General features: G+C 70.0%; 21 protein-coding genes. 15 read left to right on the top strand and 6 right to left on the bottom strand.

Translation table 11 applies throughout. From position 1 onward, the window contains the following. Nucleotides 1-30 precede the first annotated feature (30 nt). Nucleotides 31-318, top strand: a complete 288-nt coding sequence (locus tag ABZ374_RS30370) for a hypothetical protein (RefSeq protein ID WP_360316957.1) — start codon at nt 31-33, stop codon at nt 316-318. A gap of 8 nt (nt 319-326) precedes the next feature. Then, nucleotides 327-563: a hypothetical protein gene (locus ABZ374_RS30365; protein WP_360316954.1), complete on the top strand. Its 237-nt coding sequence runs from the start codon at nt 327-329 to the stop codon at nt 561-563. 699 nt (nt 564-1,262) lie between these two features. Here ABZ374_RS30365 and ABZ374_RS30360 read toward each other — a convergent pair. The 5 genes from ABZ374_RS30360 to ABZ374_RS30340 form a co-directional block, all read right to left on the bottom strand. Then, the gene (locus tag ABZ374_RS30360) at nt 1,263-2,090 is read right to left on the bottom strand and encodes a DUF4238 domain-containing protein (protein WP_360316951.1); all 828 of its coding nucleotides are present in this window, start codon (nt 2,088-2,090) and stop codon (nt 1,263-1,265) included. A gap of 103 nt (nt 2,091-2,193) precedes the next feature. Next, entirely contained in the window at nt 2,194-2,379 is a 186-nt protein-coding gene (locus ABZ374_RS30355) for a DUF397 domain-containing protein (RefSeq protein WP_360316948.1), read from the bottom strand. Continuing rightward, entirely contained in the window at nt 2,307-3,251 is a 945-nt protein-coding gene (locus tag ABZ374_RS30350) for a DUF5753 domain-containing protein (RefSeq protein ID WP_360316946.1), read from the bottom strand. The genes ABZ374_RS30355 and ABZ374_RS30350 overlap by 73 nt, the downstream gene beginning before the upstream one ends. Further along, nucleotides 3,248-3,793 (bottom strand): GIY-YIG nuclease family protein, encoded by a 546-nt coding sequence (locus ABZ374_RS30345; RefSeq protein WP_360316944.1) that lies wholly within the window; start codon nt 3,791-3,793, stop codon nt 3,248-3,250. The genes ABZ374_RS30350 and ABZ374_RS30345 overlap by 4 nt, the downstream gene beginning before the upstream one ends. 14 nt (nt 3,794-3,807) lie before the next feature. Further along, nucleotides 3,808-4,164, bottom strand: coding sequence for a hypothetical protein (locus ABZ374_RS30340; protein ID WP_360316941.1), 357 nt, complete (start codon nt 4,162-4,164; stop codon nt 3,808-3,810). 101 nt (nt 4,165-4,265) lie between these two features. On the opposite strand from ABZ374_RS30340, the gene ABZ374_RS30335 reads away from it, so the two are divergent. The 12 genes from ABZ374_RS30335 to ABZ374_RS30280 all read left to right on the top strand — a co-directional run bounded on the left by ABZ374_RS30335 (nt 4,266) and on the right by ABZ374_RS30280 (nt 10,630). After that, a complete protein-coding gene (locus tag ABZ374_RS30335) occupies nt 4,266-4,508 on the top strand; it encodes a hypothetical protein (protein WP_360316939.1) in 243 nt (80 codons plus the stop codon). A 77-nt stretch (nt 4,509-4,585) separates the two neighbouring features. After that, nucleotides 4,586-4,948 (top strand): hypothetical protein, encoded by a 363-nt coding sequence (locus tag ABZ374_RS30330; RefSeq protein WP_360316936.1) that lies wholly within the window; start codon nt 4,586-4,588, stop codon nt 4,946-4,948. A gap of 46 nt (nt 4,949-4,994) precedes the next feature. Continuing rightward, on the top strand, nt 4,995-5,417 hold the full coding sequence (locus tag ABZ374_RS30325; RefSeq protein ID WP_360316934.1) for a hypothetical protein: 423 nt from the start codon (nt 4,995-4,997) through the stop codon (nt 5,415-5,417). Between the two features lie 40 nt (nt 5,418-5,457). Further along, nucleotides 5,458-5,793, top strand: a complete 336-nt coding sequence (locus tag ABZ374_RS30320) for a hypothetical protein (RefSeq protein WP_360316931.1) — start codon at nt 5,458-5,460, stop codon at nt 5,791-5,793. A gap of 53 nt (nt 5,794-5,846) precedes the next feature. Further along, nucleotides 5,847-6,176 (top strand): hypothetical protein, encoded by a 330-nt coding sequence (locus ABZ374_RS30315; protein ID WP_360316928.1) that lies wholly within the window; start codon nt 5,847-5,849, stop codon nt 6,174-6,176. 162 nt (nt 6,177-6,338) lie between these two features. Next, on the top strand, nt 6,339-7,706 hold the full coding sequence (locus ABZ374_RS30310; protein WP_360316926.1) for a DUF2637 domain-containing protein: 1,368 nt from the start codon (nt 6,339-6,341) through the stop codon (nt 7,704-7,706). Between the two features lie 68 nt (nt 7,707-7,774). Next, nucleotides 7,775-7,999, top strand: a complete 225-nt coding sequence (locus ABZ374_RS30305) for a hypothetical protein (RefSeq protein WP_360316923.1) — start codon at nt 7,775-7,777, stop codon at nt 7,997-7,999. Between the two features lie 138 nt (nt 8,000-8,137). Continuing rightward, the gene (locus ABZ374_RS30300; RefSeq protein ID WP_360316920.1) at nt 8,138-8,530 is read left to right on the top strand and encodes a hypothetical protein; all 393 of its coding nucleotides are present in this window, start codon (nt 8,138-8,140) and stop codon (nt 8,528-8,530) included. A gap of 165 nt (nt 8,531-8,695) precedes the next feature. Then, a complete protein-coding gene (locus ABZ374_RS30295) occupies nt 8,696-9,091 on the top strand; it encodes a hypothetical protein (RefSeq protein WP_360316918.1) in 396 nt (131 codons plus the stop codon). Nucleotides 9,092-9,255: 164 nt separating this feature from the next. Continuing rightward, entirely contained in the window at nt 9,256-9,648 is a 393-nt protein-coding gene (locus ABZ374_RS30290; RefSeq protein WP_360316915.1) for a hypothetical protein, read from the top strand. Nucleotides 9,649-9,821: 173 nt separating this feature from the next. Next, nucleotides 9,822-10,205 carry a hypothetical protein gene (locus ABZ374_RS30285; protein WP_360316913.1) on the top strand — a complete coding sequence of 128 codons (384 nt, stop codon included), beginning with the start codon at nt 9,822-9,824 and terminating at the stop codon, nt 10,203-10,205. Nucleotides 10,206-10,336: 131 nt separating this feature from the next. Further along, entirely contained in the window at nt 10,337-10,630 is a 294-nt protein-coding gene (locus ABZ374_RS30280; RefSeq protein ID WP_360316911.1) for a hypothetical protein, read from the top strand. Between the two features lie 37 nt (nt 10,631-10,667). Here ABZ374_RS30280 and ABZ374_RS30275 read toward each other — a convergent pair whose 3' ends face one another. Further along, on the bottom strand, nt 10,668-10,859 hold the full coding sequence (locus ABZ374_RS30275; RefSeq protein WP_360316908.1) for a hypothetical protein: 192 nt from the start codon (nt 10,857-10,859) through the stop codon (nt 10,668-10,670). 205 nt (nt 10,860-11,064) lie between these two features. Here ABZ374_RS30275 and ABZ374_RS30270 point away from each other — a divergent pair, with 205 nt between their 5' ends. Continuing rightward, the gene (locus tag ABZ374_RS30270; RefSeq protein WP_360316905.1) at nt 11,065-11,514 is read left to right on the top strand and encodes a hypothetical protein; all 450 of its coding nucleotides are present in this window, start codon (nt 11,065-11,067) and stop codon (nt 11,512-11,514) included. The last annotated feature ends 454 nt before the right edge of the window (nt 11,515-11,968 follow it).

The following is an 11,968-nucleotide window of genomic DNA, read 5'->3' as shown; positions in this document are numbered from 1 at the left end:
CGACCACGACGACTCGGAGACTCGAATCACATGAGCAGCACCAACCCGCCCCTCGACCACGGCAACGACATGCAGGACGGCTACGCCTACCCGTCACACGGCCCCGGAGTCCGCGTCGACCTGATCGAGGCCGTCCTCGCGGCCTGGGCCCGCATCTCGCCGACGGGCGACCCGGCGACCACGCTGCGGTCCGTGAACGACGGCGCCCTCAACAGGATCGACAACCTCGCCCGGATCACCGCGACCGCAGTGGCGGTGGCCATCGAACGAAACTCCGGGCCGAGCCACTCAGCCCCCGACGCCTCGCCGAGCGTATGACTGTCCTCGTGACGGCCGCCGTCGTGGTCGGCTCGATCACCACGTACATCCTCGTGGCGATCTGTGTGGCACGCTTCCGATACAGACGAGAACTCGCCTCCGGGATCTACCCCTACGCCCTGGACGACGCGCTCGCGTTCGGGTTCTTCTGGCCCATCACCGTGACCGTGTCCGTGCTGTTCTGGCTACCCCGGGTGGCTCGGAAGGTCGTCAGCCACGGTATCGAACCGAAGAGCGACGCGTGACCGGGCGGCCCGCTCGCGCCGCAGGGCGGCCCCGACCCTGGATCTTCAAGGATGAGCCCGAGAACGGTGATTGGGCGAGTGCTCCGTGGGAGTGGACGATCCCCGGGCGCCGGTGCGATATCGACGGCGGGGACCTCAGGAACCGCCTCTGGATCATCGTCTACGCGAACGCGCTGATCCACGCCGCGCGCTGCCCGGTCGCGCGCCGGGCGACCATCGAGACACCCGTAAACCCGCCAGAGCAATCGTGACGGACGTGGCCTTCGACGCCCTCGGACGGCTCCAAATCGCCTGTCGACGCCATGGATTCGGCTGCCGCGTGCCCTGGGGCTACGACGAGGAGCACGCCGACCAGGACCACCCCTACTCCCTCGATCAGCTCGCCGAGCGCAGCACAGGGCCGGACCGGTACGCGTACCCCGACCACGACGCCTACCTCGCCGGCTGGGCGCTGTGGCTGGCGATCCGACGAGACGGCGTTCCTCACGCGCGAGGAGCGGCGCGCGAGGAACGCCGTCCGGATGGCGCCAGCGCGGGCCCGGATCATTGCCTGGGGTCGGGAGTCGGACATCGACGTCACCGAACTGCTCGCGGTCGTCGATGAGATGTGACGGACGTCAGGAGGTGAGTGGCGTCCTCGGCTTGGGTCGGGACATCCCTTTGACGCACCTGGGAAGGTCCGATCGGGGCGGTCGCTCGTCAGGTGTCGTCGAACAGTGACTGCTCGGATCCGAGGAACGCACTCGCAGTGAATGGTTGGGCTCGGGCGGGCGAGCGCTGCCCGCGCAGCATCGCGGCATCGTCGGGGTGGGCCACGACGAACCTCCGCGAGTGGGCCCAGGTGACGGCATTGAGCGATCGGACCCAGTTCGGCCGCAGGTACCGATGATCGAACCCGCCGGCACTCGGGGCGATCCAACCCAGAAGCGCAAGGCGCGGATGCAGCGGCAGAAAAGTACCGCCGTGCTGACGTCCCGCGTCGTCGACAACGAACACCTGCCCGTATCCACGATCGTTCAGGATGAACCGGCGCGCCTGGGGCGGACTGTGCAGGAATCGCCACCGGTGCATGCGCAGGGCTCGCTGGTTATGCAACAACTGATGGATGCGGGCCGCGTGGACCAGGTCGCCATGGAGCGGCGGCAGGCCCCGTGCGGTGCGGACTGCGTTGTTCGACGCCTCGAACCCGGGGTGACGCACACCCAGGGCGGCGGCGTGCTCGACGAGGACACGTCGATCCTGTTCCGTTTCGCAGCCCGAGGCCGCTCGTTCGATCGCCTTCGGAAGGTACGGCTCGACAATGCGCCACACGTGCTCGACCCGATCGGGATCCATCCCGGGCGCAGGCTGCTTGAGTCGATACATACGTTTGCTGTAGCCGATGCCGGAGGCAGAGGACTCCAAGACCTCGGACCCGTCCTGCGTTCGATACACGACGACCGCGTTGCGCGCCCTGCGGTCCGGGCCCAGGCGGCCGAACCCGCCGATGAGTGCGGCCGGCAGGTAGTGCTGCTTCTTGCCCGACATGATCGGACGATCCCACGAGCAGAGCGCGAGTGTGGGTGAATTCCTTGAGGGGCACATGCGGAAGGGCCTCCGCAACTCGGCCGCGGAGGCCCCTTCGAAACACTCAGCCCAGGCGGCTGGCAAGCATCGCCCATGCAACCGCCGGTACAGCAATCACCGGCGACCGCATGTCCTTGCTGTCCCGCACACCCACCTCGGCACCCAGGCGCGCTACCTCTACACAGGCGTCGTTCCCGCTGTGGCTGGACTTCCGCCACCCCGGTACGCGCTCATCTCCAGTGCCGTACATACGTCCCGCCTCCGCAAATCGACCAACTCCAGGGACGCCTCCGGCGACAGCGCAGCCTCCACCAGCCGATCGAACGACGCCCGGAACACGCCGATGTCGTCGGGCCCGTCGACCAACTGAGACCCCGTCAACTGCTCCAGCCACGCCGCGAAGTACCCCGGCTCAGTCTCCATCATCATCATCGGAGACGACACCGTGAACGGCGACGTCAACGGCAACACCTGAAACCGGAGCAGCGGCCACCGCGACGCCATCGACAGTACGTGCCCGAGCTGCTCCGCCAACACCGGCAGACCACCGATCGGATGGTAGAGCGCCGCCTCCGACACCACGAACCAGGCCGGCACGCCCCGCTCCGCGAAGTCCGCCGCGCGTGCCAGACGAATCCGCAACCGCTCCGCAGCCACCGCCGGCGACAGGCCCGGCTCGTGCATGTGGATCGTTGCCAGCGCGCACCGCGGCGACTGGAGCACGCCCGGGAACCGGAGCGTCTCGTAGCCGAACACGCTCAACGCGCTCTCCTCCAGGCGCATGAGCCGGCGCAACCGGTCCGGCACGCCGTTCAGGAGGTCCCGCATACCCTCACCGCGGTCGCCCTCCTCGGCCTCCGTCTCGAAGTCCAACGGCCGGAAGCCGAGTTCGGCGAGCCTGCGCCCGAACATCGCCTCCAGGACGTGCTGGTAGACCGCGGTGGGCCGAGGCGGGTTCGCCGACTCCCACCGGCGGATGTTCCGCACCGAGAGACCGACGGGGTGACCGAGGACGCTCGCAGCCTCCTCGAACGCCGCGGCGAACTCGGCCTGCGAGTACCAGCCCATGGCCAGCCGCGCGGCGACCAGGGCGGGATTGCCGGGGGTGTGGGTGCGGGTCATGACGTGGCCTCCGTCCGGGGTGCGCGGAGCGACTTGACCGTTGGCTTTCGCTGACGCGGAACCTTCTTGTCTCCGGCCAGGTTGCGGAGGGTTTGGCTGGACCAGGGCGTGTGCGGCGCCACGCGGTCAGCGGACACTCCCGCCCTGATCTCGTCGATGATCACGGCTTCGAGATCGGCCCGAATCTCGGTGAAGTCGCGTTCGACGGCTCGGAATGCGGCGACCTGCTCGATCAGGCGTGTCGGAGGTACCCACTGTCGGGCCGCCCGAGCCGGGAGTACGACCGGTGCCTGAGGGGAGTGCCCGCAGGTGGCGTTCCACAGCGGCGACTCGCTACTGATGGCTGCGACTTCGGCATCCCGTGCCGCCTCGCGGGTGGGGAGCCACTCGACCTCGCGCATCGCCACTGTGGACCACCAGGGCTGGTCGCTGGCGTGCTGAGCCCAACGTGCCGTGAGGTTGTTCGTGATGCCGACGTACAGGAGCCTGCTCTTCCCGTCGGAGAGGCGGTAGACCGCTGTGCGGCCCTGGTGGACGACCATGGACATCCTTCCGGTCAGCCGGAGGGTGGGTCCCCGGCTGGGTCTGCTTTGATCGATTTGACGGTTGCGGCGCGCTTGAGTGGGACGCCGTACTCGTTGGCGATGCCGCGCAGGGTCTCGTAGGACCACGGCACGAACTGCTCCACGTCGCGGGTTGTGACGTCCGGCAGTCTCAGGTCCTCGGCGCAGGCGGCCCGCAGGTGTTCACGCGCCTGGTCGAACACCTTCTGGGCCTTCTCGAAGTTGCGCAGTGCGGCCTGCAACTCGGGTGAGGGGCTGTAGTCGCGTTTCATGCAGGTGATCTTCGCATGGGCAACTTGTTCAATCTCGTTGTCCATGCCGCCCTCTGTTGTGCCGACGCTACGCTTCACGGGTTCTCCTGACAAGTCGTGTGAACAATCTAGCTTGAACAAGCTACTTGTCATAGACTGGGATCCGAAGCACCCGGTGATGCCGACCGAAGGGGCCCGCCATGTCCGACACCCTGTTCCGCTCCGCCGACCTGATCGAGCCTTACGACTTGGTCGTGTATGCGGGTTCGAAGCCGGAGTTCCACGGCTTCTACGAGGCCGTCCCGTGCTACTGCCGTTCCTGCCTCCGGCACTTCGCGCGGGGTGGTAGCGACACGCGGTACGAGCTGGTGGACCCGTGGGGCGAGTCGGCGCAGTTGCGCTGCGTGCGCAGGGAGTCCATTCGGCCGGCGCACCTCGGCTGACCGACCCCGCCCGGGGCGGTACGACCGCCCCGGGCTTCCGAGTCCTCGTCCGATCCGCATTCTCGAAGGGGAAGCACATGTCCTACGACCTGTTGATGGTGGAGCCGGCCGGGCGTTCGGACGAGGGCTGGTTCAGCATGGCGGGCGAGAACATGGCCGCCGTGCGCGGCGCCATGTCGGACCTGGGCATGGTCGTGCCGTCCCCGGACGGCGTGGACGAGTGGGGCGAGGCGCCCCTGCCCGTGGGCATCCCCGCGCACAAGCTGTCGGCGAACGGCGGCTGGTTGGTGACGCCGCGCGAGATCTCGGCGGCGCTGCTGGCCTACTCGATGGCGTCGCCCATGGACCGGGCGTCCGCGCGCGGTGTGTACGGGCGTTGGGACGAGTGGGTGTTGTTCCTGGTGGATGCGTGCGAGGTGGGTGGGTTCCGTGTCGAGTGAGTGCATCATCCGGACGACGTTCCGGTATGTAGTGGGGCGTTCCTTCGTGGTCATCGAGACCCGGGGGAACGGCCCGAAGATCCAGGCCGTGCACACGAAGAAGTACCTGGCCGCGATCCACGCCGAACAGGCCGCCTACGCCGACGAGTTGGAGGCGAACGACGGCTACCCGCCGGCGATCGAGGCCCTCCGCGCGAAGAAGTGGCGCCTTACGCACGGCCACACGGCGAGCGGGGGCCGGCCGACGGTCCCGCGTCCGTCGGCCACGGCGTTCGCGCCGGCGTCGTGGGTGGAGTGGACCGACGCCGGCACGGGTGCGCTTCGGCGCGGCGTGGTGGTGGGTCCGGTCGAGAAGAGCGCCGTGTCGATCGTGCCGGCGGACGGCGGGGAGATCGTCACGGCCGATCGGCTTCGTGACGGGGTGTTCGTGGAGGGCGCGGCCGTGGCGCCGATTCCTGCGCCGAAGTGAACCGGGGCGTACAACCGTTCGGGAGATGGAGGAGAGGGTGATGGGGCGGATTCTGAGGACGCTGGGCCTGGTGTTGGGGGCTCTGGCGGACGGGTTGTTGGGGGAGCCGGGTTGTCCGCCGGGCATGGTGACGGTGGACGCGTACCTGCGTGCGGCTGGCGCGTCGGGGGAGTGGCGGGCGCGGTGGTCGCCGACGGTGGGCCGGCTTGCGGCGGACGCCTACCGGGCGCGGACGGGTGCGGAGCCGGAGTGCGTGAGGGAGTGGCACAACGGGGCGTGGCGGTCGGTGTACGCCTATCCGTTGACGCACGTGGCGCGGATCGAGGCGGCGTGGGCGGACTGTGCGTTCCTGCCTGCGGCGGGGGGCCGGGTGTGAGCGGGCCGAGTGTCGGTGCCATGGACGTTGCTTGGCGAGGAGGGGAGGACGAGATGGGGCACACGGACGACTACACCGGTCGGATCACGATCGACCCGCCGTTGAGTGCGCGTGAGACCGCGCGGGTTCGTCGGGTGGACGGTGTGGGTGCGGACGAGGTGCGGGTGGTGGTCGACGAGGGTGTGGGGGTGGGCTTCGAGTCCGCCGGCGCCGAGCACGGCTACTACGTGACCGAGGGTCTGGCGCTGATGGTCGAGGCGTGCGCCGTTCCCGGCCGCACCTTCGGCGGCTACCTGGAGGGTCTGAACTACATGGGTGTGTGGCGGTTGGTCGTCCGTGGCGGTCGGGTCGTCCGGATCGCGCCGGCGTGGCCCGACGCGTAGGTCGCGTCGTTCGAGAGTCGTCCTGTTGCCCGCCCCGTTCGGGGCCGTGCCACGGTCCGTGGCGTGGGTGCCCGGGGGGATCACAGACATGAGCAGGGCCCCGGGTCGGTCGAATTCGAGGTCGCCGGCCGGGGCCCCAAAGACACGGGAGTGTGCACTCCGATGTCCCAAGAACAAGACCCTAGCCACACCGATGGCGCGGGCGCCACGCGTGCAGGGCGGTGGCGCCACGGGCAGTGGCTTCCCGTTGCCGCGGCGTGTGCCGCCGATGCCTTCCTGGGGTTCCTGGCGTTCCGGTTGTCGTTCGCGGCGTTGACTGCGATCGCGACGGAGCACGGTGTGGGGGCCGATATCGCGTGGATGTTCGCGGTGATGGTGGACGGTGGCGCGATGACCGGCACGGTGGGTGTGGTGATGGCGAAGCGGTCCGGTCGCGCGGTCGGGCCGTATTGGTGCGTGGTCGCGGGGTCCGCCGGCGTGAGCCTGGCGTTCAACGTGGCGCACAGCGACGGTACGGGCCTGGGTGTGGCGATCGCGGTGACCCCGCCGCTCGCCCAACTGGTGGCGACCGAGCTTCTGGTGCGGTTGTTGCCGGAGCCCGATGCCGTGCCCACCGGCGCGCAGCTCGCCTCGGTCGAGCGTGCGGTGGCGTTGGCGGTGGGGGCGGCGGACCGGGCCCGGGAGAGCCTCGCCCTGGTCGAGCGGGCCCGGGAGGCGGTCGGCGTCGATGTGAAGGCCGTGGCGAAGGAGGCGGCCGGCGTGGCAGCCCTCGAAGTGGGCGCGGTCGTGGAGCGGGCGGAGCGCGCGGCCGATACCGCGTTGGGGGCGGCGGAGCGCGCGGCCCAGGTGGTGGCGTCGGCGCACGCGGAGGCGGCCGACGTGCTCGATCGTGTGGGGACGGCTGCGAAGCACGTGGCGCGTGACGCCACGGTCGTGGCGCAGGCCCGTGAGGGTGTGGCGGTCGAGGCCGCCGAGGTGGCGCGGTGCGCGCGGGAGGTGGGCGGACACGTGGCGCGGGCGGAACACCTCGCGGACGGGGCCGTGGCGGCGGTGGCCGAGGCGGCCGAGGTCGCCGCTCGTGATGCCACGGTCGTGGCGCGGCGGGCGGCGGACGCTGCCGCCGGTGCGGTCGACCGGGTCTCCGGGCACCTGGTCGACGTCGGCGCGGCGAAACGGCTGGAGGTCGAGGAACGTGCCGCCGCGGCGCGGGAGGTGGAGCGGCTGGTGGCCGCGGCCCTGTCGCACGCGCGGACCGCGGAGGCCGCCGCCGAGGTGGCCGCGGAGGCCGCGACCCGTCCTGCCGCGGATGCCGGCCCGTATCCGGTGGGCACGCCGGAGCGGGTGGTGTACGACCTGTGGTCGGCCGGCGGGCGGTGGCCGGAGGAGAGCGAGATCCAGGTCGCGTTGCGCGCGGTGGGTCTGGGGGCGAGTCGGCAGCAGGCGCAGAAGAAGCGGACGCTGGTCGGCCGGGACTTTCCGAAGCTTCCGCGCAAGCGGGAGCAGTTGGAGTTGGCCGGCGCCGGGCGTTGACGCCCGGTGTCGGATGAGGGGCCGGCGCGGCCGTCGTGGCCGCGCCGGGTCGACGAGATGGAGGAATCGTGTTCGAGACCGTGCGCATGCCCGTGACGGTGTTGCTGGTGGTGGGGGATCGGGTGGAGTTCACGACGCCCGATCGTGACCACAAGGACCCCATGACGGAGCCGCTCGCGAGGGTGCTGCCGCTGGTGGAGCACTTGGGGCTGAACGTGCGGACGCTGCCGGGTACGAGGCTGGTGGCGTTGATCGACGGGGCGGGGGACCTGGTGGGCTTGGAGCGCCCGTGAGTGGACGAGTGACGGCCGAGCCGGATCACTCACGAAAGACTGTTGCACTTCTCTAAATAAGTGTGTCATACTTGAGGTGTCGGAGGGGGTCGCAAGCCCCCACCGACAGGGATGGTTGACAACTCGAAAGGGGAAGTCGTGGACAACGACGACTACATGGGGGAGGAGGCCCAGAACCTGGGCCTCGAACTCCTGCGGGTGTACGAGATCATCGTCACCGTTCTGGGGATGCTGCCCCTGCCGATCGTGGCGCCCAGCCTCGTCGAGGGTGAGGCGCCGCGCATCGAGGACATGGTCGCCGCGACCGAAAGGGCGTGGATGATCGTTCCGGAGCAGGTGTTGACCCCGGAGATCGTCAGGGCGGCGTTGCAGACCGCGATCACCCACTGGCTGGTGGCCATGGACCTGATCGCCAGGTTCACCCACACCGGTGACAGGTGGACGGTCGCGGGAACGCTGCTCAACCTCGGATCCGCCGAAAGGGCCGCCGACTTCGCGGCGGAGGCCCTGATGGACCTGGCTGACGAGTAGTCCACTCGCCGCCCCGGCAGCCGGCCGGGGCGGCGAACCCTCCCAGGATTCATCCATCCCGATGTGTTGCACTTCCCTAAATAAGTGTGTCATACTTGAGGTGTCGGAGGGGGTCGCAAGCCCCCACCGGCGCCGGATGGTTGACAACTCGAAAGGGGAAGTCCGATGGACGAGAACGACAACTCGCGGGAGTACCTGCGCCTCCTGGCGCGGGTACTGGGGGTGTACCGGGTGATCGAGCTGGCGGCTTCGCTGCTCCCGATCCCGATCACCCTGCCGGACGTCGACGGGGACCCGCAGCCGCCGCTGGAGGACGTGATGTTCTCCGTGCGCCGGGCCTGGGTGCTCCTCCCGGAGCAGATCGGGGCCTCGGAGATCGCGCAGGCCGCCTTGCAGTCGGCCCTCACCCACTGGCTGGTCGCGGTGGACATGCTGGCGCTGCACGCCAACGACGACGAGGGGGAGGAGTGGCGCCTCACCGGCGCGCTGTTGAACCTTCGATACGCAATGGCGGGGGCCCGGTTGGCCGTTGAGGAGCTGAGCGAACTCGCGGACGAGTAGTCCACAAGCCGCCCCGGCAGCCGGCCGGGGCGGCTTCCCCATGCTGCGATCCACCCTGAATCGAGTGTTGCGCTTCTCTAAATGAGCGTGTCATACTTGGGATGTCGGAAGGGGGTCGCAAGCCCCACCGGCAGGGATGGTTGACAACTCGAAAGGGGAACACCGTGGACGACAGCGGATTCGGTGAACTGGAGGCCGACGCGGCGGTACGCCTGCGCCGCGTCTACGTCCTGTGGATCGCGGTCATGGCCGCACTGCCGATCCCGATCATGCTGCCCCGCGCGGAACCGCACTTCGTGGACGCGTGGCACACCGCCCTCGGGCGGGCCTGGGAACTGGTCGCCGACCAGCCCCTGGAGGACGGCGGGAAGGCGCTCGCGCAGACCGGGATCGCCCACTGGCTGGTCGCTCACGAGCAGCTCGCCGGCTTCCTACGCAGCCGGGACGAGCTGTGGCGGATCACCGCCGTCACGACCAACATCCACTACTCCGGAGTGACAGCCCTGTCCCTGGGCGAGTCGCTCGGCATCGACATCGAGGAGGACGACGACAACTGATCCGAACCCCGCCGCCCCGGCCGCGAGCCGGGGCGGCGGGGGCCCGCGAACGCGAAGAGCCGGCGGGGGTGGGCCGAAGCCCACGGACCGAGGTCCGTCGCAAACCCCCACCGGCTCGGGATGGCCACAACCCACGGGGTCGTCTGGGACGACCGGAAGGATGCAACGCCACCATGGTAGACAACGCCCGCCTCACCACGACAGAGATCGCCACGAAGTACGGCCGATCGCTGAGTACCGTGCAGACCGACTGGACCCAGCACTCCGAGTGGCCCGAGCCCGTGGGCAAGCGCGGCAAGTGGTTCGTGTACGACGCCGAAGCGGTCGAGCGCGTCGTGCGCGAGCACCTCGGCCGGCCGGCGACCACCGGCCTGGACCCCGGCACGCTGTACACGCTCCAGGAGGCCGCCGACGCCCTCGGCACCACCTACGGCGCACTGCGGTCGCACAAGTCCCGCAACAAGGCCCTGTACGAGCCGGCCGACGACGACGAGAACGGCGTGGACCGCTGGTACGGCGCGAGGTTGGAGAGGATCCACGCCAAGCGCCGCCGCTAAGCGCGACCCACACCCCGCCCACCCCGGCGCCCCGGGCAACGCGGGCGCATTACTCCGACGTGAGATCGCCTCGCCGCGATTGCACGGCTTGCCCATTCGATTGCCCAACCCGAAGACGAATGAGGACCAGGATGACCTTCGAGAAGCACGAGGCCGCAGCCATCGCCAAGATCGCCCTCCAGTACCACAAGCTCAGCGCGGAGGGAGTGATGTATTCGGGCGGCCCGGTCAACGCCGAGACGATCAAGGTGGTGGCCGGCGCCGTATCGGACAGCCTGGACGTCGACCAGATGCTGAGTGGACTGGCCAAGAGCGGGAATCCGGCTCGACTCCTGCGCAGTCTGCTGGCGATCTCGTGGGCCCAGGGGTTCAACACCGGCAGCATGTACGCGGAGGGCCGCGACGCCCCGAACTCGTCCGGTTGAGCAGACTGTTCTTCGACGACGCCGTCCGCAGAACCGACTACTCGCCCAACTGCGCCCGCAGATCCGCCGCCTCCCGCTGCGCCGCGGCGAGGTCGGCCATCATCCGGCGGGTGCCCTCCGCCACGCCTGCGTCCCACGCCTGTCGAACCAGGGCCTCGGCTTCCGCCTGACCCAGGCCGGTGGCCCGCATGACTCGTTCGGTCAGTCGCACGATCGGATGCTCTCCCATCCCTCCAGCACAGGTCCACGGGCGCCCGCCGGCCACACAGGAGCCGGACCGCACGCCCGAACGGGTGACCCCGTGCCGGGCCGTGGTCATACACCTGCCGACGACGAAGATGCGAGGGAACCGCATAAATGCGGTTCCCTCGCCTGCTCGGCATGGCTGCGCCGATCATGGTGCTCGCCGGTCCGCTCACGCTCCGAGGAGACCCGTGACCACCACTGCCGCCATCCGCTTCGGCGCCGTCGCCGCCGTCCTTTTGGGCGCTCACCAGGTCGGCGACTACTGGATCCAGACCCACGGCCAGGCCATGGCCAAGGGCAAGCCCGGCCGCGAGGGAGCCACGGCCTGCGCCGCGCACGTGGCCACCTACACCCTCGGCCAGGCCGCCGCACTCGCCGCCGCCGACCGCTACCTCCGCCTCGGCCTGACCTGTCGCCGGGCGGCGGCCGGGCTCGCCGTGTCGGCCGCCACGCACTATTACGCGGACAGGCGAACGCCACTCGCCGCCCTCGCAAACCGATTGGGCAAAGGGGAGTTCCATCGGCTCGGGCAGAGCGCCGGCTGCCTCGGCACCGGCGCCGGTGCCCTCGACCAGTCTTGGCACCTCGGTTGGTGCACCCTCGCCGCGGCCGTCGTCGCCGGCCCCGGCCGCCGCTGATCCCCCTACGTTCCGTCCAACTCGGCACACACGTCCCGCATGCGGCGTTTACCGACCACTGCGCCGACGCCGTCGTCCAGGTACTCGGCCGCAGAGTCGTCACGCCGTAGGCCACCGGAGGCCGATCGGGACCGCCCTGCGCAACCCGCTGCGCAGCCCCCTCGGGAACCCCCTGCCGAGGCCCCTCCGCAGCCCCCTCCCGAACCCCCTCACATCTGCGGCGGCCCACCGGGCACCCGATTCCTTCCACAGGACGTCCGCCCAGGTCACATGCCGTCCGCCCCATTCGGCTCGAACGAGGCGAGCCCCCTCCGCAGCCCCCTGGGCAGGGGGCTGCGGAGGGGGCTGCCCAGGGGGTCAGGGGTAACGCGCGATTCCCCTGCCCCTTCCCCTGCCCCTGCCCCGGGCCCCAGCCCCCGCCCCGCGCACGCGCGCGAACCGCCGCCGCTGCGTC

Source organism: Embleya sp. NPDC005971 (assembly GCF_040629175.1).
Lineage (GTDB): Bacteria > Actinomycetota > Actinomycetes > Streptomycetales > Streptomycetaceae > Embleya.
The sequence above is the reverse complement of the archived record's forward strand: the minus strand, read 5'-3'. Positions and strand labels throughout refer to the sequence as shown.

Coding starts and splice junctions, on each gene's coding strand:
- ABZ374_RS30370 (WP_360316957.1), top strand. CDS start 31: ATGAGCAGCACCAACCCGCCCCTCGACCACGGCAACGACATGCAGGAC.
- ABZ374_RS30360 (WP_360316951.1), bottom strand. CDS start 2,090: ATGTCGGGCAAGAAGCAGCACTACCTGCCGGCCGCACTCATCGGCGGG.
- ABZ374_RS30355 (WP_360316948.1), bottom strand. CDS start 2,379: ATGTACGGCACTGGAGATGAGCGCGTACCGGGGTGGCGGAAGTCCAGC.
- ABZ374_RS30350 (WP_360316946.1), bottom strand. CDS start 3,251: ATGACCCGCACCCACACCCCCGGCAATCCCGCCCTGGTCGCCGCGCGG.
- ABZ374_RS30345 (WP_360316944.1), bottom strand. CDS start 3,793: ATGGTCGTCCACCAGGGCCGCACAGCGGTCTACCGCCTCTCCGACGGG.
- ABZ374_RS30335 (WP_360316939.1), top strand. CDS start 4,266: ATGTCCGACACCCTGTTCCGCTCCGCCGACCTGATCGAGCCTTACGAC.
- ABZ374_RS30330 (WP_360316936.1), top strand. CDS start 4,586: ATGTCCTACGACCTGTTGATGGTGGAGCCGGCCGGGCGTTCGGACGAG.
- ABZ374_RS30320 (WP_360316931.1), top strand. CDS start 5,458: ATGGGGCGGATTCTGAGGACGCTGGGCCTGGTGTTGGGGGCTCTGGCG.
- ABZ374_RS30315 (WP_360316928.1), top strand. CDS start 5,847: ATGGGGCACACGGACGACTACACCGGTCGGATCACGATCGACCCGCCG.
- ABZ374_RS30310 (WP_360316926.1), top strand. CDS start 6,339: ATGTCCCAAGAACAAGACCCTAGCCACACCGATGGCGCGGGCGCCACG.
- ABZ374_RS30295 (WP_360316918.1), top strand. CDS start 8,696: ATGGACGAGAACGACAACTCGCGGGAGTACCTGCGCCTCCTGGCGCGG.
- ABZ374_RS30285 (WP_360316913.1), top strand. CDS start 9,822: ATGGTAGACAACGCCCGCCTCACCACGACAGAGATCGCCACGAAGTAC.
- ABZ374_RS30280 (WP_360316911.1), top strand. CDS start 10,337: ATGACCTTCGAGAAGCACGAGGCCGCAGCCATCGCCAAGATCGCCCTC.
- ABZ374_RS30275 (WP_360316908.1), bottom strand. CDS start 10,859: ATGGGAGAGCATCCGATCGTGCGACTGACCGAACGAGTCATGCGGGCC.